The following is an 18,195-nucleotide window of genomic DNA, read 5'->3' on the forward strand; positions in this document are numbered from 1 at the left end:
CGAATACGGCCTGTATGAAATGAAGCCGGAAGAGAGTCCCCCTCTCCCTGACCCTCTCCCCTAAAGGGGAGAGGGGACTACGCCGCCTTTTCCGGTGCCAGATAACCGATCAGGCGACCCAGCGTCTCAGGCAACTGCTTGCGGTGCACCACCATGTCGATCATCCCGTGATCGAGCAGATATTCGGCGCGCTGGAAGCCTTCGGGCAATTTCTCGCGGATCGTGTTCTCGATCACGCGCTGGCCCGCAAAGCCGATCAGCGCCTTGGGCTCGCTGATCTGGACGTCGCCGAGCATCGCATAGCTCGCGGTGACGCCGCCTGTTGTCGGATCGGTGAGCAGCACCACATAAGGAAGGCCCGCGCGGCGTAGACGCTGAAGCGCGACGGTCGCGCGCGGCATTTGCATCAGCGACAGCGTGCCTTCCTGCATCCGCGCGCCGCCTGCGGCGGTGATCGCGATATAGGGGACGCCGCGCTTGATCGCCTGCTCGACCCCGGTGACGAAGGCCTCGCCCACCGCGACGCCCATCGACCCGCCCATGAAGGCGAAATCCTGCACGCCGATCACCGCGCCCTGGCCCGAAATGCGGCCGAACGCATTCTGATAGGCATCGCGGTCGCCGGTCTGCGCGCGCGCCGCCTTGATGCGATCGACATATTTCTTGGTGTCGCGGAACTTCAGCGGGTCCTCGGGCGCCGGCGGCGAGGCGATAAGCTCGTGGACGCCGCCGTCGAAAAGCTGCGCGAAGCGTTCCTTGGCGCCGATGCGGTCGTGATGGTCGCAGCGCGGGCAGACGTTGAGATTGTCCTCCCACTCCTTGACGAACACCATCTGCTGGCACTGGCGGCATTTGTGCCAGAGATTGTCGGCGGTATCGCGCTTGGCGGTGAAGGGCAGGGCGTTGCGGACGCGGTCGAGCCAGCTCATGCGGCGATCTCCTTTGCGCCGTGAATAGCATCGGCGAGGGTGCGGGTGAAGGCTTCGACGTGCGGTGCGGCGCCGTCGCCATGTTCGGCGATGATGTCGATGAAGGCCGAACCGACGACGACGCCGTCAGCGACCCGCGCGATGGCAGCCGCCTGCTCGGGTGTGCGGACGCCGAAGCCGACCGCGACGGGCAGATCGGTCGCAGCCTTGAGCCGCGCCACGGCATCCTCGATGCTCGCCTGCGCCGCCTGCTGCAGCCCGGTGATCCCGGCGACCGAGACATAATAGAGGAAACCGCCTGCGCCATTCAGCACGTCGGGCAGGCGCGCCGCATCGGTGGTCGGGGTGGCGAGCCGGATCAGGTTGACCCCCGCGGCGCGGAGCGCAGGGCCGAGTTCGGCGTCCTCCTCCGACGGAATATCGACGCAGATGACGCCGTCGACGCCCGCCTTCGCGCATTCGGCGGCGAACCAGTCGGCGCCGCGGATCGTCATCGGATTGGCATAGCCCATCAGCACGAGCGGCGTGTCGGGATGGCGCGCGCGGAACGCAGCGGCGATGGCGAAGATGTCGGCAGTCGTCGTGCCCTTGGCGAGGCTGCGCAGATTCGCGGCCTGGATCGCGGGCCCATCGGCCATCGGGTCGGTGAAGGGCATTCCAAGCTCGATCACATCGGCCCCGCCCGCGACGAGCGCGTCGAGGTTCGCGGCGGTATCGCCGTCGCCCGCAGTGATGAAGGCGACGAGCGCGGGGCGCGGCTTCGCGAAGGTGGCGGCGAAGCGGGTCACAGTTTCACCCCCAGTGCGTCGGCGACGGTGAAGATGTCCTTATCGCCCCGGCCCGAGCAGTTGACGATGATGATCTTGTCCTTGTCCAGCGTCGGCGCGATGCGTTCGGCAGCGGCGATGGCATGGGCAGATTCGAGCGCCGGAATAATCCCCTCCAGCTTCGTCAGTTTCTGGAAGCTCGCCAGCGCCTCGTCATCGGTGACGGGTTCGTAGCGAACGCGACCGACCTCGTGCAGCCAGCTATGTTCCGGCCCGATGCCCGGATAGTCGAGCCCCGCCGAAATGCTGTGCGCCTCGGTGATCTGGCCGTCTTCGTCCTGCAAGAGATAGGTTTTGTTGCCGTGGAGGATGCCGGGGCGCCCGCCCGCGAGGCTCGCGGCGTGCTTGCCGTCGAGGCCTTCGCCCGCCGCCTCGACGCCGACGATCTCCACCTCGGGATCGTCGAGGAAGGGGTGGAAAAGGCCGATCGCGTTCGACCCGCCGCCGACCGGCGCGATCAGCATGTCGGGCAGACGGCCCTCGGCTTCGAATATCTGTTCGCGCGCTTCGTTGCCGATCACCGACTGGAAGTCGCGGACGAGTTCGGGATAGGGGTGCGGCCCCGCGACGGTGCCGATGATGTAGAAGGTGTCGTGGACGTTGGCGACCCAGTGGCGCAGCGCCTCATTCATCGCGTCCTTCAGCGTCTTCGCGCCGCTCTCGACCGCGACCACCTCGGCGCCGAGCAGCTTCATGCGGAACACGTTCGGCTGCTGCCGCGCGACGTCGACCGCGCCCATGAAGATGGTGCAGGGCAGGCCGAACAGCGCCGCGACGGTCGCGGTCGCGACGCCGTGCTGGCCCGCGCCGGTCTCGGCGATGATCCTCGTCTTGCCCATCCGCTTCGCGAGCAGGATCTGGCCGATGCAATTGTTGATCTTGTGCGCGCCGGTGTGATTGAGGTCCTCGCGCTTGAGATAAATCTTCGCGCCGCCGAGATCGGCCGTCAGCCGCTCGGCGAACCACAGCGGGCTGGGGCGGCCGACATAATGTTTGAGCAGATAGTCGAACTCGGCCCTGAACGCCGGGTCGGCCTGCGCGGCGCGATAATGGCGTTCGAGGTCGAGGATCAGCGGCATCAGCGTTTCGGCGACATAGCGGCCGCCGAACGCGCCGAAATGGCCGCGCGCGTCTGGCTGGGTGCGGAGGCTGTTGGATAGGTCGGTCATCGTCCCGCCGCTTTAAGGAAAGCCGCCATCTTGTCCACATCCTTGACGCCCGGCGCGCTTTCGACGCCCGAGGAGACGTCGACGAGCGGCGCGCCGGTCTCGGCGATCGCCTGCGCGACATTGGCCGGGGTCAGCCCGCCCGCGACGCCCCAGTCGATCGTGTGGCGATGATTTTTGAGCAACGACCAGTCGAAGCGCGCGCCGGTACCGCCGGGCAGCGCCGCGGCGGGCGCGTCGAACAGGATGCGGTCGGCGGCGCCGTCGTATTTGCGGACGCGTTCGAGCGTCCCGGCGTCGGCGAGCCCAACCGCTTTCCACACTTCGACGGGAAGCAGGCGTTTGACCGCCGCGAGCCATTCGGGCGTCTCATTGCCGTGAAACTGGACGATGTCGGGGCGCACCTGTCCCAGCGCCTCGCCGGTGAGTTGCTGCGAGGCATTGACGAGCAACAGCGCGACCTTGACCCGCCCCTCTGCGCGCTGACGCAGTTCGGCCGCGGTCTTCAGGTCGACGTGGCGCGGGCTGGGCTCATAATGGACAAGGCCGACATGCGTCACGCCGAGACGGATCGCGGCGTCGAGCGTTTCCGGGGTCGAGAGGCCGCAGATTTTGACGAATGGGGGCATATTTTTCCGGATCTCATTGCTCCGTTCGCATCGAGCGAAGTCGAGATGCCCCTCGACCTTGTGCTGTTCCGATGGGTGTCTCGACTTCGCTCGACACGAACGGGAATGGAGAGAAGTTTCTAAAGCGTCGCCTCGATCTCGCGCGCGGCGCGGTCGGGGTCGGTCGACTGGCTGATCGGGCGGCCGACGACGAGGATCGAGGCGCCGTCGGTCATCGCCTGCGCCGGGGTGACGACGCGCTTCTGGTCGCCCAGCTTGCCGTTCGCGGGGCGGACGCCGGGGACGACAAAGAAGCCGCCCGGCCATGCCTTGCGCGCCGCTTTCACTTCCTGCCCCGAGCAGACGATGCCGTCGAGCCCGGATTCGCGCGCGAGTTCCGCGAGGCGAACGACCTGGTCGTGCGGATTACCGCCGACGCCGATGTCGCCCAAATCGGGCGCGTCGAGGCTGGTCAGCACGGTGACGCCGATGACCTTGGTGGCGGTTCCCGCCGCCGCCTTCGCTTCTTCCATCATCGCGCGGCCGCCTGCGGTGTGAATGGTCAGGATCGCGGGTTCGAGCGGGCGCAGCGCCTGAATCGCCTTGGCGACGGTGTTGGGAATGTCGTGCAGCTTGAGGTCGAGGAAGATCGGCAGGCCGAACTTCGCCATCTCGTGCACCCCATGATGACCGTTGGCGCAGAAGAATTCGAGGCCGAGCTTCAGTCCGCCGACATGATGCCGCACCTTCTGTGCCAGCGTCAGCGCGGCGTCGAGGTGCGGAGTGTCGATGGCGAGATAGATGGGCGATGTCATGGCTTGTCCGTCGGGAAGAGGTCGGTGGGGGCGGGGGGAACGTCGTTCACCGGCGCCGCAGCAGGAGCGGGTTCGACCGGGCGATTGGCGAGCGCGCGCATGTCGGCAAGCTGCCGCTCGCTGCCGTCGAGGCGGCGCTTCAGCGACCAGCGCGTCGTGCGCAACGCCACCCACATCGGCACCGCGCCGATCAGGAAGGAGGCGAGGATGACGAGCGGCAATTTGGTCTCGGCCTCCCAGCCGGGCCAGATGGTCACGGTCACGACGCGCCAGTTCGCCATCGCGAAGATGACCAGCACGGCGGTCAGCAAGACCCAGATGATCGTCCGCAGGATTCCCACTTGGCTTGCTCCTCCGTTGGGCTTTGGACGACCCTATGCCAGAATGTCGCGGGTTTCCAGCCCTTAGCCGGGATGAGCGGCGTCAGCCGAACACCCGGTCGAAGATCGTGTCGACATGCTTCATATGATAGCCGAGGTCGAACAGCGCGGTCAGCTCGTCGGGCGACAGCTTCGCGGCGACGTCGGTATCATTCTTGAGCAGATCGAGCAGCGACAGCGTTCCGTCGCTCTCCCACACTTTCATCGCGTTGCGCTGAACGAGCGCATAGCTGTCCTCGCGGCTCGCGCCCGCCTGCGTCAGGGCGAGCAGCACGCGCTGCGAATGGACGAGCCCGCCCATGCGGTCGAGATTCTTCTGCATCCGTTCGGGATAGACGAGCAGCTTGTCGACGACGCCGGTCAGCCGCGCGAGCGCGAAATCGAGCGTGATCGTCGCGTCGGGGCCGATGAAGCGCTCGACCGACGAGTGGCTGATGTCGCGTTCGTGCCACAGCGCGACATTTTCCAGCGCCGGGGTGACGGCGCTGCGCACCATGCGCGCGAGGCCGGTCAGATTCTCGGTCAGCACCGGATTGCGCTTGTGCGGCATCGCCGACGAGCCCTTTTGGCCGGGGGAGAAATATTCCTCGGCCTCCAGCACCTCGGTGCGCTGGAGGTGGCGGACCTCGACCGAAAGCCGCTCGATCGACGAAGCGACGACGCCCAGCACCGCAAAGAACATCGCGTGCCGGTCGCGCGGGATGACCTGCGTCGACACCGGCTCGACGGTCAGGCCGAGCTTCGCGGCGACATGCGCCTCGACCCGCGGGTCGATATTGGCGAAGGTGCCGACCGCGCCCGAAATCGCGCAGGTCGCGATCTCTGCGCGCGCGGCCTGAAGGCGAAGCTTGCAGCGCGAAAATTCGGCATAGGCCTCGGCCAGCTTCAACCCGAAGGTGACGGGTTCGGCATGGATGCCGTGGCTGCGACCGATCGTCGGGGTCAGCTTATGCTCGTAAGCGCGGCGCTTGATCGCTTCGAGCAGTGCGTCGAGGTCGGCGAGCAATATGTCGGCCGCCTCGCTGAGTTGTACCGCAAGGCATGTGTCGAGCACGTCCGAACTGGTCATGCCCTGATGCATGAAGCGCGCCTCGTCGCCGACGTTTTCGGCAACCCAGGTCAGGAAGGCGATGACGTCATGCTTGGTCACCGCCTCGATCGCGTCGATCGCCGCGACGTCGATCGCGGGACCCGTCGCCCACCAGTCCCACAGCGCCTTCGCGGCCGATTGCGGGACGACGCCCAGTTCGGCGAGCGCATCGGTCGCGTGCGCCTCGATCTCGAACCAGATGCGGAACCGATTCTCCGGTGACCAGATCGCGGTCATTTCCGGTCGGGCATAACGGGGAACCATCGGATTTCCTTTTCAATTTTGGGGCGACATCGCAGAATCCGTTCGGAAACGCGATGGGGCGCCCCCTAGCAGGGACGGGCGGTTTCGCCAATCGCCCGCCGTCCGCAACTTTCGGCAAATCGGGTGGGTTGCTTTCTTGCCCCTTTGGAAAAGTCGGCAGGTCCGGACCGGTCCCGCCGCAACAGGAGTGAAGTGATGCTTAAATATGTGCTTTTGATCGGTGCCGCCGCTGTCAGCTTCCCCGCCCTTGCGCAAACGGAACCCGCCGGCGATCAGCCGGCGCCGACCCAGTCGGAACCCCCGGCGGAACCGACCACGACGACCGATCCCGCCCCGGAACCCGACCAGAAAGCGGATACCGAAAAGGCGCAGCCCGCCCCCGACAGCACGACCACGCCGACGCAGGATCCGGATTCGGACAAGCAGGATGAGCCTGCCCCCGAACCCGATTCGCCGCCGCAGTAAACAGGAGATTTCATCATGTTGAAGCATATGCTTATCATCGGCGCTGCCGCCGTAAGCATGCCCGCTTTCGCGCAGGAGACCCCGCCTGCCGATCCTGCGGCGCCGCCGCCGACCGAACAGCCGGACCCGTCGACTACTACGCCGACCCCGGCACCCGCGCCGGAGAGTCCGCCGCCCGAAAGTGCGCCGCCTGCTGGCGACGCGACGGCGCAGCCCGCCCCCTCGGGCACGGCCGCGACCCCGGCGCAGATCGCGCAGATCGTGAACAGCGAGTTCGCATCCTATGACGCGGACAAGAGCAACGACCTCAACCAGGAAGAATTCGCGGCCTGGATGAAGAAGCTGCGCACGGCGACCGAACCGTCGATCGACCCCGAATCGGAACAGGTCAAAACCTGGATCGGACAGGCGTGGACGGCAGCCGACGCCGACAAGTCGGGCGCGGTCAGCAAGGAAGAGCTTACCGGCTTCCTGACCCGCGGCGCCTGATAAAGGCCCGTCACGCGGCGCACGATACGGCCGCTGGAGCGATCCGGCGGCCGTATTGCTATGACTGGTTCAACCGGCGGTTGCGGGCTGGACGACGCCGACGACCGACAAGGTACGCTCGTGTCCGTCGCGGTCGGGCCAGCGGATCGACTGCCCCTGCCGCAATCCGATCAGACCGGCGCCGACGGGGGTGAGGATCGAGACCCGGCCCGCCGCAATGTCGGCCTCATGCGGATAGACGAGCTGGACCGTCCGGGTTTCGCCACTGGCCTCATCGACGAATTCGACCTGGCTCGACATGGTGACGACGTCGCGCGGCATGGTCTTAGCGCTATGGACCGTCGCGCGCGCGATCTCATCGCTGAGTAGCGTGCTGACCTGGGGCATGCGCTTTTCGACGCTGACGGCCAGGTCTGCCAGGGCATCGGCTTCGGTATCGATCATATGGATGGAGGGCCGCCGGCGCGGCTTACTTTGGGTCGTCATGGTGCAGGCTTTCCACAAAGGGGGAGGGGTGGGAGCGCCGCGCGCTGCTACACCCGATAAAATTGAATTTCGCCCCGGGTCTCGGGGCGCGACGCACCGGAACCCGGGGCTATATGCCCGCGAGAAGCTGACCCCCGTGAAAACGGAATCGAAGATGGCGGTGCCGATTCTGCATCCGCCGATGATGTCGCACCCGCCCCGGTAAGTAAAGCCGGATCAGATAAGGCCCATCGCGCGCAGGCTGCGATAATCGGAGCCGCCGACGATGATATGGTCGTGAAGGACGATGCCGAGCTTTCCGGCCGCTTCCGCGATATCACGGGTGATCGCGATGTCCTGGCGGCTCGGCTCGGCGTTTCCGCTCGGATGATTATGGACGAGGATGATCGCCGCCGCGCCGAGTTCGAGCGCGCGCTTCACGACCTCGCGGACATAGATCGCCGACTGGTCGATCGATCCCTCGCTCGCGACTTCGTCGCGGATCAGCATGTTGCGCGAGTTGAGGTAGAGGACGCGCACCCGCTCGATATCGATCGGCCCCATGTCGGCGCGCAGCCAGTCGAGCAGTGCATCCCAGCTCGACAGCAGCGGCTTGTCGCTGAGCGCGCCCTTCAGCATCCGCAGGCTGGACGCCTGCACGATCTTCAGCGCCGCGACCGCGCTGTCGCCCATGCCATCGACGCGCCGCAGCACATCGGGATCGGCGCTGATCAATTGCGCGAGCGAGCCGAATTCGCGGAGCAGCGCCTTCGCCAGCGGCTTGGTATCGCGGCGCGGGATCGCAAGCGCGAGCAGATATTCGACCAGCTCGTAATCGGCCATGCTTTCGGGCTCGCCGAGCAGCCGCGTCCGCAGCCGCGCGCGATGTCCCGCATGATCTGGCGCATCCCCCATCGATGTCGGCATAACCAGCTTGTGGGGCGCACTCAACGGCCATAAGGTTCGCTGCCTATGGCAACGTCCTTATTTCCGGAGCCAAATGCGCCAATTCGGCGTTATTTGTCGGAACAGGGTCAGCCCGCCGGGGCGCATGAGGAACGAATATCAGCGTCATGACGTCATCGGCCGCTTTGCCTTTCCCGTCTCGATCCGCACGGCGCGCTTATGGCTGATGCGGACGACAACCCGCCACTCAGGCCGCACAAGCGGACGATCCTGTTCAAGAAGCGCTGGCTGACCGCGGGCGCGGTCATCGCGCTTGCAGGCGTGCTGTGGCTCGCGCGCGAGCCGATCGCCGATCGGGTCATTCGCGACCAACTCGACGATCGCGGCATTCCGGCGCGCTATACGATCGACGCGATCGGCTTTCGGCGCGAGCGCCTGTCGAACCTTGTCATCGGCGACCCGGCGCGGCCCGATCTGACCGCGAAAACGGTCGAGGTCTCGCTCGGCTATGGCTTTTCGGGCCCCTATGTGGCGGGGATCCGCGCCGATGGGGTGCGACTCTACGGTCGGTTCGTCGACGGACAGATATCGCTTGGCTCGCTCGACAAGTTTCGCGATCCGACCGACACGACGCCCTTCGCCTTGCCCGACCTGTTCGCCGAACTCACCGATGCGCGGGCCCGGGTCGAGACACCGTGGGGCAATATTGGTGCGGCGCTGAACGGGCGCGGCAACCTCCGCCGCGATTTCACGGGGAAGCTGGCCCTTGTTGCGCCGGACTTCGTCGCGGCGGGGTGCGAGGTCGCGGGCACGACCTTCTATGGCGCCGTGCGCGTGCGCGATGTGCGGCCCAGCCTATCGGGCCCCTTGCGCGCGAAAACGCTCAGTTGCGCAGACGGCAACGTCACGGCGGTATCGCCGCAAATCGCGCTCGACCTATCGCTATCGGAGAATCTGCAAAGCTGGAAAGGCAGCGCCGATGCCGCGCTCTCCCGGCTGGCGGCAGGATCGGTGATCGCCGACCGGCTCGGCGTGAAAGCCGGTTTTTCGGGCACCGCCGAACGCACGACCCTCTCAGTCGATGCCGAGATGGCGCGGCTGCGCGGCACCGGCTTTGCCGCGCAAAGCGTGACCCTCGACGCCAAGGGCACGGTCGGACGCGCGGCACCCGCGATCGAAGGCCGCATCGCTTTCGCCCGTGCGAGCGGCAGCGAAGCGCTGCGGCGCACGATCGTCGACGGCGCGAAAGCCGCCGACGGCACGCCGCTCGGCCCGCCGGCGAAGCGCGCCGCGGCGGCGCTCGCCCGAATGCTTGCCGATGTCGGCGGCACCACGCGCTTCGCGCTCGCGGGTGAGGGACAGAGCGCGCGGATCGAACTGATCGCGCCCGAAATCGCCGCCACCAGCGGCGCGCGCATTAACGGCGGCTCCGACAGCCGCATCGCCTATATCTTCGGAACGCCGACACCCGCGGTCACGATGCTGGGAAGCTGGACCTTCGGCGGCGGCGACCTGCCCACGGGATCGCTGTCGCTCGATCGCCGCAGCGACGGCGTGATCAGCGGGACCGCGCGCTTCGAACCTTATAGCGCGGAGGGTTCGCGGCTCGCGCTCGCGCCGATCCGCTTTTCGGGCAATGGCGGCCTGCTGCGCTTCTCGACGCGCGCCGAACTGTCGGGACCGCTGGCGGGCGGGCGCATCGAGCGGCTGACCGTGCCGTTGAGCGGCGCGCTGTCGGCCACGGGCGCGCTGGCGCTCGATGGCGGCTGCACCCGCGTCGGCGCCGAGCGGATCGCGATTTCGGGCTTCAGGCTCGGCCGCGCCGGCATTGATCTGTGCAGCCGCCCCGGGGCGCCGCTGCTCAGCGTTGGTCCCGGGGGGCTGCGCGGAGCGATCCGTATTCCGTCGCTCGCGCTACGCGGCGCGAGCGGTTCGTCGCCCTTCGCCTTCGATGCGCGCGACGCCGAAGTCGACCTTGCGTCGCAGCGCTGGGCGCTGGCGCTCGCCGACGTCCGGCTTGGCGAGGGCGACAACGTCACCCGCTTCGCCGCCGATCGGATCACGGGCCGGCCCGGGGCGGGCGGCATGACGGGCGATCTCGCCGGCGCCAGCGGCAAGATCGGCGCGGTCCCGCTCAACATGAGCGAGATCGCGGGCCGCTGGCGCTATGCGGGCGGCGCACTGACGCTCGACGGCGGCCTGCTGCTGACCGACGCGGCGGCGCCGGCGCGCTTCGCGCCGCTGATCAGCAAGAACGCAAGCTTGCGCTTCGTAAACGGCACGATTGAGGCGACGGCTGGCTTCAGCGAGCGCGAGAAGGGGGTCAAGATACTCGACACGGTGATCCGCCACCAGCTCGGCGACGGCACCGGCGGCGCCGACCTGATCGTCAAGGAAATCCGCTTCGACGATCACTTCCAGCCCTCCACGCTGACCCCGCTGGCGCTCGGCGTCGTCGCCAATGTTCAGGGAACGGTGGTCGGCGATGGTCGGATCGACTGGACACCCGGCGGCGTCAAGAGCCGCGGAACCTTCGCGACCGCCAATACCGATCTTGCCGCCGCGTTCGGCCCGGTCACCGGGCTGACCGCGACGCTGACCTTCGACGATCTGATCGGCCTGCACTCGGCGCCGGGGCAGAAAGCGTCGATCAAGGAGATCAACCCCGGCATCCCCGTCGTCGATGGCACGATCGATTATCAGCTCATCGGTGGCAACCGCGTCCGCATCGAGGGCGGGCGCTGGCCCTTTGCGGGCGGCGAGCTGCTGCTACACCCCGCGACGCTCGATTTCGCCGCCGACCAGCCGCGCCGGCTCAGCTTCGATGTCGTCGGGGTCGATGCCGCCACCTTCCTCCAGCAGTTCGGCTTCGACAATATCAACGCCACCGGCAAATTCGATGGAACGCTCCCGGTCGAGTTCGACGGGCTCGGCGGCCGCGTCGTCGGCGGCCGCATCGATGCGCGCTCGGGCGGCGGCACGATCGCCTATGTCGGCGAATTGTCGAATCACAACCTCGGCACGATTGCCAATTTTGCCTTTGGTGCGCTGCGCAGCCTCAAATATGACGATTTGACGATCATCCTGAACGGGGATCTCGACGGGGAAATGGTGACCGATATCCGCTTCGGCGGCGTGGGGCAGGGCGAGGGCGCAACGCGCAATTTCCTGACCAATCAGATCGCGAAGATCCCGCTGGTGTTCAATATAAAGGTCACCGGGCCCTTCCGCCAGTTGGTAACATCGGCCAAGGGCTTTTATGACCCGTCGGTCTGGATCGAGCAGAATTTGTCGAGATTGATAGAAGAGCAGGAGGCGGCGACATCCGGCGCCTCTCCAACCGTTCAGCCCCCAGAAAGCGAGCCCGTGCGATGAAGAGCAGAACAAAGGAAGCAAGGAGGCCGGGTATCGGCGATCGATGCATGATCATGGTGGGAGCGGTCATGCTGGGCGGCTGCGTCCAGATCGCGACCCCCGACAAACCGATCGAGATCAACCTGAACATCAACATCAAGCAGGAAATCGTTTACAAGCTGGATGGTGATGCCAAGAAGCTCATAGAGCAGAATAGCGGCATATTCTGACGAGATAGGAATGATGATGGTGAAACAGTGGAAACCGGCAGGATGGGCGATGGCCGCAATTACGGCGACGGCAGCGGTCGGTCTGATCGTGCCCTCGGCGATGGCGCAGCGCGATCCCGCCTATGAAGCCGCGCGCTCGGCCGGACAGATCGGCGAGGAGCCCACCGGCTATCTGGGTTTCGTCTCGACCCCGACCCCGGCGGTGCGTCAGCTCGTCACCGACATCAACATCAAGCGCAAGGCCGCTTACACCAGCGGCGCGCCGCAGGGCAGCACGGTCGAGCAGTTCGCTTTCGTCACCGGCTGCAACCTGATCGCCAAGACGAAGCCGGGCGAGAAGTACAAGGCGCCCGACGGCCGCTGGCTGACCCGCGACGCGAGCCCGCCGGTGCGCGATACGCGCTGCCCGTAACGAGACGATCTACAAGGCGGCTTCCGGGCCGCACATGCCGCCGCGCCCCTAAACGCGGCGGCATTTTTGTGCGGGGCAGCAGAAGCATTGACTTCGCGGGGCGGCATTCCTAAACGGGCCGCGCCTTAGGGGTCTCCCGAATTTTCGGGCCTTTTTTCGCGGGCGGAATCGGAATATTCCGGTTTTGTTTCAGGAGGATGGCGCAAGATGACGGAGAATGGCAGCGATCCGGAACACACTTCGGAGGATTCGCGCCTGGTCTCGCTCGAACAGCGATTGGACCGGGCCGAAGCCGCAGAAGCGAAGCGGAGCGGGGTCAATCCACCCGAAGCCGACGCCAATTACCGGCTCGGCAACCGGGTATTGGCCGAATTGCTGGGTGGTTTGCTCGGCGGGGCGTTGATCGGATGGCTGATCGACCGCTTCGCCGATACTTCGCCTTGGGGTTTGTTGGGGATGTTGGCCCTCGGGATCATCGTCGCCTTCAGGAACATCTTCCGGATCGCCAATGCGGCCTCGCGCGGCAAGAACGGTTCGGAATAGGTCAGGTTCAGCCCGGCGGCGCAAGGCGCCGGGACGTATTTTGGAGTGACGCGCGTGTCCGCTGAGGCCGGTAAATTCGACCCGATGCACCAGTTCACCGTCGAACCGATCGCGAAGCTGTTCGCGGTCGACGGACGCGAAGTGTGGCTGACCACCAGCGCAGTCTGGATGGCCGCTGCGGCGATCCTCCTCTGGGTCTTCATGCTCGGCGGCATGAAGCGGCAGCTCGTTCCGGGCCGTTGGCAGATGGCGGTCGAAGGCTTCACGGGCTTCATCTCGTCGATGATGTCGACGAACATCGGGTCCGAAGGGCGCAAATATACGCCCTATGTCTTCTCGCTCTTCATGTTCATATTGTTCTGCAACATTCTGGGAATGGTGCCTTTTGCGCTCGGCGGGCTGCATCCGCTGACCGTCACCAGCCATTTCACCATCACCGGCGTGCTTGCGGTTCTGTCGTTCGCGATCGTGCTCGTCGTCGGCTTCTGGCGTCACGGCCTGCATTTCTTCTCGCTCTTCGTCCCGCACGGTACGCCGTGGCCGATGATCCCGTTCATCGCGCCGATCGAGTTCGTGTCGTTCATGGTGCGCCCGTTCAGCCTCGGCCTGCGACTGTTCGTCGCGATGACCGCGGGGCACGTGCTGCTCGAAGTGTTCGCCAACTTCATTGTCCAGAGCTCGGGCGCCGGCGCCGCGATCGGCCTGCCGGTCGGCCTCGCCAGCATGGCGCTGATGATCGGGATCAGCGCGCTCGAACTGCTCGTCGCGGGCATCCAGGCCTATGTTTTCGCCCTGTTGACCTCGCTCTACATCAACGACGCGGTCAACCTTCACTAATCGTTTCAAATCCTATAGTTAGAATAAGGAGTTAATTTCATGGACGCACAAGCAGCGACGCTCATCGGTGCCGGTCTCGCCGCGATCGGCGCCGGCATGGCCGCCATCGGCGTGGGCAATGTCTTCGGCAGCTTCCTGGAAAGCGCGCTGCGCAATCCGGCGGCCGCTGACGGCCAGCAGGGCCGCCTGTTCATCGGCTTCGCCGCCGCCGAACTTCTCGGCCTGCTGTCGTTCCTGATCGCCATCCTCCTCTATCTGAAGGCGGCCTGACACCGGCGCCGCGCCGTCCGGTTCAGCCGGACGCGCGGCGGCTTATGCGATGCGCCTTTCCAGCAGGGATGGCGCACCGGTTTCGTCGTCAATCGGAAGAAACAACATGCCACAGATCAATCAGCTGGCGGAGAACTGGTATCTCGCCTCGCAGCTCTTCTGGCTCGCGCTGATTTTCGGCGCGGTCTTCGTGGTGATCGGTCTCGGCATGTATCCGAAGATCGAGGCCACGGTCGATGCGCGCGACCGCAAGGTCGCCGACGACCTCGCTGCCGCCAAGGCGGCGCATGCGCGGGCGGATGATCTGGAAAGCCAGTATCGCCAGCAGAACGACGCCGCGCGCGCCGGGGCGCAAAAGGCGGTGCAGGACGCAAAGGACAAGGCCGCGCGTGACGCCGAAAAGCGTCTCGCCAAGATCGACGCCGAACTGTCCGACAAGATGACGGCCGCCGAGGCCGACGTCGCGGCGGCGCGCAAGTCGGTGATGGCGGAAATCGAATCGGTCGCGGCCGAAGCCTCGGCCGATCTCGTCGCCAAGCTGTCGGGCGTGAAGGTCGCGGCGGCGGATGCCAAGGCGGCGGTGAAGGCGGTGCTCCATGGTTGAACTGATCCTGTCCGAAGCAGCGCACGGCGCCGAGCCCGCGGGCGCGCTGTGGTCGTCGCCGAGCTGGTGGGTCGCGCTGGCGATGACGATCTTCTTCGTCGTCCTGATCTGGAAAAGGGCGCCCGCCGCAATCGGCGCGATGCTCGACGGAAAGATCGCCGCGATCGCGAAGCAGCTCAGCGAGGCCGAACAGCTTCGCCTCGACGCCGAATCGCTCAAGGCCGAATATGAAGCCAAGCTCGCCCGCGCGGCGAAGGAAGCCGAAGAACTGCGCGCGCGTGCCGAAACCGAGGCCGAAGCGCTCGTCGCCAAGGCCAAGACCGACGCGACCGCATTGATCGCGCGCCGCAAGCAGATGGCCGAGGACCGCATCGCCGCGGCCGAAGCCCAGGCGCTGACCGAAGTCCGCACCGCGGCGACCAAGGCGGCGACCGAAGCAGCGGCGAAGCTGATCGCCGACAAGCACGACGCCAAGGCCGACAAGGCGCTGGTCGACAACGCCATCGCGGCGGTCGCCAAGGGCTGAGCCTTTCCGGCATCGCTGAAACAAGGCGCCCGCGGATTTCCGCGGGCGTTTTGCTGTGTGCGGGACGGGATGTCGGCTATCGACCGATTGAGGACGCCCGGCATCTCCTAACTTTGTCATCCCCGCGAAAGCGGGGACCCAGAGCGTGCGTCGGCTAACCCCACACTGGGTTCCCACTTTCGCGGGAATGACGAAAGTGGGGAGTGTCCGCTCTCCACCCCAAAGCGGAAGCCCGAAACGCCGCCTGATCGCCTCTCAAAACCGCAGCATCACCCGCCGCGCCAGCGCCGGCGAGATGCTGTTCACGAACTGCAACAGCTTGACCATTCCGGCATTGACCTCGCGCCGGCCGGTGCGGATGCCGTGGACGATCTCCGCCGCGCAATCATGCGCGCTCATCTTCTTGCCGCCACGGCCCGCCGTCATCCCGGTTTCGACCACCGGCGGCAGCGCTTCGATCACCCGGACGTTGCTGTCCTTCAACAGATGCCGGATCGCCTGCGTATAGCTCCGCAACCCCGCCTTGGTCGCGCAATAGACCGATCCGCCCGCGCGCGGCGCGATGGCGAGGCCCGAGGTGACGTTGACGATTGCCGCTTCGGGCTGCGCGCGCAGTGCCGGCAGCAGCCGGGTGCAGAGCGCAATCGGCGCGTCGAGATTGGTGCGGATGCAATGCGCGGCGCTCTCCAGCGTCTCGGGCCGGTCGAGTTCATAATCGCTGCCGACCCCGGCATTGTTGACAAGCAGCGCGAGCGGCTTGCCCGCGACGCCGTTCACGACCGCGTCGACGCCCGCCGGGGTCGAAAGATCGCCCGCGATCGTCCCGAAACCCAGCCCTGCCATCGCCCGCAATTTGTCGGCCGAGCGCCCGGTGACGATCACCTCGGCGCCTGCGCCCTGCAATTGCAGCGCGATCTCACGCCCGATCCCGTCGCTGCCGCCGGTGACCAGCGCCAGCTTTCCGCTTATGTCCATAGCGACCCCTCCGATGTTTTCCCGCGCGCACTATGGCGGGGCGCATCGCCTTCGCCTACATGCAAATTCATGGTTCGCCCCAACGCCCCCGACAGATTCAACGAGGAAAAAGCCACCTATGTGGTCCGCGGCGAAGGCGAGGGCGCCGACAAGCCCGACCTCGAGCGCGGCGCCGAGGCGATTCGCAGCGTCGTGCGCAAATTGCCGGTGCGCCCCGGCGTCTATCGGATGCTCGATGCGCGCGGCGAGGTGCTCTATGTCGGCAAGGCGCGCGCGCTCAAGAACCGCGTCACCAATTACACGCAGGTCGCGCGGCTGCCGCAGCGGCTTCAGCGGATGGTCGCGCAGACGCGCGCGATGGAAATCGTCACCACGACGAGCGAGGCCGAGGCGCTGCTGCTTGAGGCACAGCTCATCAAGCGTTACCGTCCGCCATACAATGTCCTGCTGCGCGACGATAAGAGCTTTCCCTTCATCCTGCTCCGCATGGACCATGATTTCCCGCGCGTGCAAAAGCATCGCGGCGCGCGGCGTGCGAAGGGGCGCTATTACGGGCCGTTCGCCAGCGCTGGGTCGGTGCATCGCACGCTCAACGCGCTGCAAAAGACCTTCCTGCTGCGCAGTTGCACCGACAGCTTCTTCGCTAACCGCTCGCGGCCGTGCCTGCTCTATCAGATCCGCCGCTGCTCGGCGCCGTGCGTCGATCGTATCGGCAAGGCGGATTATGCCGCGCTGGTGAGCGACGCGCAGGATTTCCTCGAAGGCCGCTCGACCGCCGTCCAGAAGCGCCTCGGCGACGCGATGACCAAAGCGGCCGAGGCGATGGATTTCGAACAGGCCGCAGTACTCCGCGACCGGCTGAAGGCGCTGACCTTCATCCAGGGCAGCCAGTCGGTCCACGCCGACGGGCTCGGCGATGCGGACGTGTTCGCGCTCGCCGCGAAGGGCGGGCAGCTCTGCATCGCGGGTTTCTTCATCCGTGGCGGGCAGAATTGGGGGCATCGCAGCTTCTTCCCTGCGCACGTCGCCGGCGTGCCCGAGGAGGAGGTGATGGCAAGCTTCCTCATGCAATTCTACGAGGGCGTGCCACCGCCAAAGCTGATCCTCGTTGACCGCGAGCCCGACGAAAGCGCGCTGCTCGCCGAGGCGCTGGGCGAGACGGCGGGACGTAAGGTCGAGATCAGCGTGCCCCAGCGCGGCAACCGCAAGCGCCTGCTCGACCAGGCGGTGCGCAACGCGGGCGAGGAACTCGACCGGCGGCTCGCCGAAAGCAGCAGCCAGGCAAAGCTCGGCCGCGAACTCGCCGATCTGTTCGATCTGGAGGATGCGCCGCAGCGCATCGAAATCTACGACAACAGCCATATCCAGGGCACCAACGCCCTCGGCGCGATGGTGGTCGCGGGCCCCGAAGGCTGGATCAAGGGCGCCTATCGCAAGTTCAACATCAAGCGCGCCGAGACCCAGCCGGGCGACGATTTCGCAATGATGCGCGAGGTGTTCCAGCGCCGTTTCGCGCGCGCGCTGGAAGAAGACCCCGAGCGGACCAAGGGCGAATGGCCCGACCTCGTCCTGATCGACGGCGGCAAGGGGCAGGTGTCGGCGGTTTCGGCGGTGTTCGCCGAACTCGGCATCGACGATCTGCCTTACGTCGGGGTCGCGAAAGGGCCCGACCGCAATGCGGGGCGCGAGACCTTCTATCTGCCCGACGGTCGCGAATTCACCTTGCCGACGAACAATGCGGTGCTCTTCTACATTCAACGGCTGCGCGACGAGGCGCACCGCTTCGCGATCGGCGCGCACCGGCAGAAACGCGCGAAAGCGATGGGAAGCTCGCCCCTCGACGAGGTGCCGGGAATCGGCCCGGCGCGCAAGAAGGCGCTGCTGATGCATTTCGGCACCGCCCGCGCGATCCGCGGCGCGAGCCTGGAGGATTTGAAGAAGGCGCCGGGCGTCAGCGCAGGCGTCGCGCAGGCGGTGCATGATTTCTACAATCCGGGCGGCTAACCGTTCGCCGGAAAAACAGGACAAAAGGGAGAGGAC

21 protein-coding genes are annotated in these 18,195 nt (G+C 66.2%); 11 read left to right on the top strand and 10 right to left on the bottom strand.

The annotated features are described in order from the left end of the window. Positions 1–77: 77 nt before the first annotated feature. The 7 genes from accD to purB form a co-directional block, all read right to left on the bottom strand. On the bottom strand, positions 78–929 hold the full coding sequence (gene accD, locus ACVENA_RS08405) for an acetyl-CoA carboxylase, carboxyltransferase subunit beta (RefSeq protein WP_449328413.1): 852 nt from the start codon (positions 927–929) through the stop codon (positions 78–80). Next, on the bottom strand, positions 926–1,717 hold the full coding sequence (gene trpA / locus ACVENA_RS08410) for a tryptophan synthase subunit alpha (RefSeq protein WP_449328414.1): 792 nt from the start codon (positions 1,715–1,717) through the stop codon (positions 926–928). Before trpA ends, accD begins: the two co-directional genes overlap by 4 nt. Beyond that, positions 1,714–2,925 carry a tryptophan synthase subunit beta gene (gene trpB, locus ACVENA_RS08415; protein WP_449328415.1) on the bottom strand — a complete coding sequence of 404 codons (1,212 nt, stop codon included), beginning with the start codon at positions 2,923–2,925 and terminating at the stop codon, positions 1,714–1,716. The genes trpA and trpB overlap by 4 nt, the downstream gene beginning before the upstream one ends. Next, positions 2,922–3,551, bottom strand: a complete 630-nt coding sequence (locus tag ACVENA_RS08420) for a phosphoribosylanthranilate isomerase (protein ID WP_449328416.1) — start codon at positions 3,549–3,551, stop codon at positions 2,922–2,924. Before ACVENA_RS08420 ends, trpB begins: the two co-directional genes overlap by 4 nt. A 119-nt stretch (positions 3,552–3,670) precedes the next feature. Beyond that, entirely contained in the window at positions 3,671–4,345 is a 675-nt protein-coding gene (gene pyrF, locus ACVENA_RS08425; RefSeq protein WP_449328417.1) for an orotidine-5'-phosphate decarboxylase, read from the bottom strand. After that, entirely contained in the window at positions 4,342–4,686 is a 345-nt protein-coding gene (locus tag ACVENA_RS08430) for a lipopolysaccharide assembly protein LapA domain-containing protein (protein WP_449328418.1), read from the bottom strand. Before ACVENA_RS08430 ends, pyrF begins: the two co-directional genes overlap by 4 nt. A gap of 82 nt (positions 4,687–4,768) precedes the next feature. Beyond that, complete coding sequence (gene purB / locus ACVENA_RS08435; RefSeq protein WP_449328419.1) at positions 4,769–6,079, bottom strand: adenylosuccinate lyase; 1,311 nt, start codon at positions 6,077–6,079, stop codon at positions 4,769–4,771. A 195-nt stretch (positions 6,080–6,274) separates the two neighbouring features. Between purB and ACVENA_RS08440 the strand changes: the two genes are divergently transcribed. Together ACVENA_RS08440 and ACVENA_RS08445 are read left to right on the top strand one after the other, a co-directional pair. Further along, complete coding sequence (locus ACVENA_RS08440) at positions 6,275–6,544, top strand: hypothetical protein (RefSeq protein WP_449328420.1); 270 nt, start codon at positions 6,275–6,277, stop codon at positions 6,542–6,544. A 15-nt stretch (positions 6,545–6,559) separates the two neighbouring features. Continuing rightward, positions 6,560–7,033: a calcium-binding protein gene (locus ACVENA_RS08445; protein ID WP_449328421.1), complete on the top strand. Its 474-nt coding sequence runs from the start codon at positions 6,560–6,562 to the stop codon at positions 7,031–7,033. A 69-nt stretch (positions 7,034–7,102) separates the two neighbouring features. On the opposite strand, the gene rnk is transcribed toward ACVENA_RS08445, so the two are convergent. Together rnk and radC are read right to left on the bottom strand one after the other, a co-directional pair. Then, a complete protein-coding gene (rnk, locus tag ACVENA_RS08450; protein WP_449328422.1) occupies positions 7,103–7,477 on the bottom strand; it encodes a nucleoside diphosphate kinase regulator in 375 nt (124 codons plus the stop codon). Positions 7,478–7,735: 258 nt separating this feature from the next. Next, positions 7,736–8,413, bottom strand: coding sequence for a RadC family protein (gene radC / locus ACVENA_RS08455; protein WP_449328423.1), 678 nt, complete (start codon positions 8,411–8,413; stop codon positions 7,736–7,738). 210 nt (positions 8,414–8,623) lie between these two features. Here radC and ACVENA_RS08460 point away from each other — a divergent pair, with 210 nt between their 5' ends. The 8 genes from ACVENA_RS08460 (at position 8,624) to ACVENA_RS08495 (ending at position 15,180) form a co-directional block, all read left to right on the top strand. Continuing rightward, positions 8,624–11,779, top strand: coding sequence for an intermembrane phospholipid transport protein YdbH family protein (locus ACVENA_RS08460; RefSeq protein ID WP_449328424.1), 3,156 nt, complete (start codon positions 8,624–8,626; stop codon positions 11,777–11,779). Between the two features lie 47 nt (positions 11,780–11,826). Further along, the gene (locus ACVENA_RS08465; protein ID WP_449328425.1) at positions 11,827–11,988 is read left to right on the top strand and encodes a YnbE family lipoprotein; all 162 of its coding nucleotides are present in this window, start codon (positions 11,827–11,829) and stop codon (positions 11,986–11,988) included. Between the two features lie 10 nt (positions 11,989–11,998). Beyond that, on the top strand, positions 11,999–12,400 hold the full coding sequence (locus ACVENA_RS08470; protein WP_449328426.1) for a YdbL family protein: 402 nt from the start codon (positions 11,999–12,001) through the stop codon (positions 12,398–12,400). A gap of 207 nt (positions 12,401–12,607) precedes the next feature. Beyond that, on the top strand, positions 12,608–12,943 hold the full coding sequence (locus ACVENA_RS08475) for an AtpZ/AtpI family protein (RefSeq protein ID WP_449328427.1): 336 nt from the start codon (positions 12,608–12,610) through the stop codon (positions 12,941–12,943). Positions 12,944–12,997: 54 nt separating this feature from the next. Then, on the top strand, positions 12,998–13,780 hold the full coding sequence (locus tag ACVENA_RS08480) for a F0F1 ATP synthase subunit A (protein ID WP_257550093.1): 783 nt from the start codon (positions 12,998–13,000) through the stop codon (positions 13,778–13,780). A gap of 39 nt (positions 13,781–13,819) precedes the next feature. After that, on the top strand, positions 13,820–14,050 hold the full coding sequence (locus tag ACVENA_RS08485) for a F0F1 ATP synthase subunit C (RefSeq protein ID WP_067108963.1): 231 nt from the start codon (positions 13,820–13,822) through the stop codon (positions 14,048–14,050). A gap of 106 nt (positions 14,051–14,156) precedes the next feature. Beyond that, positions 14,157–14,654, top strand: a complete 498-nt coding sequence (locus ACVENA_RS08490) for a F0F1 ATP synthase subunit B family protein (RefSeq protein WP_449328428.1) — start codon at positions 14,157–14,159, stop codon at positions 14,652–14,654. Continuing rightward, positions 14,647–15,180, top strand: coding sequence for a F0F1 ATP synthase subunit B family protein (locus ACVENA_RS08495; RefSeq protein WP_449328429.1), 534 nt, complete (start codon positions 14,647–14,649; stop codon positions 15,178–15,180). The genes ACVENA_RS08490 and ACVENA_RS08495 overlap by 8 nt, the downstream gene beginning before the upstream one ends. Before the next feature lie 255 nt (positions 15,181–15,435). Here ACVENA_RS08495 and ACVENA_RS08500 read toward each other — a convergent pair whose 3' ends face one another. Further along, the gene (locus ACVENA_RS08500; protein ID WP_449328430.1) at positions 15,436–16,155 is read right to left on the bottom strand and encodes an SDR family oxidoreductase; all 720 of its coding nucleotides are present in this window, start codon (positions 16,153–16,155) and stop codon (positions 15,436–15,438) included. Positions 16,156–16,224: 69 nt separating this feature from the next. Here ACVENA_RS08500 and uvrC point away from each other — a divergent pair, with 69 nt between their 5' ends. Continuing rightward, entirely contained in the window at positions 16,225–18,159 is a 1,935-nt protein-coding gene (gene uvrC / locus ACVENA_RS08505; RefSeq protein WP_257550107.1) for an excinuclease ABC subunit UvrC, read from the top strand. The last annotated feature ends 36 nt before the right edge of the window (positions 18,160–18,195 follow it).

The organism is Sphingopyxis sp. 550A (assembly GCF_053569535.1).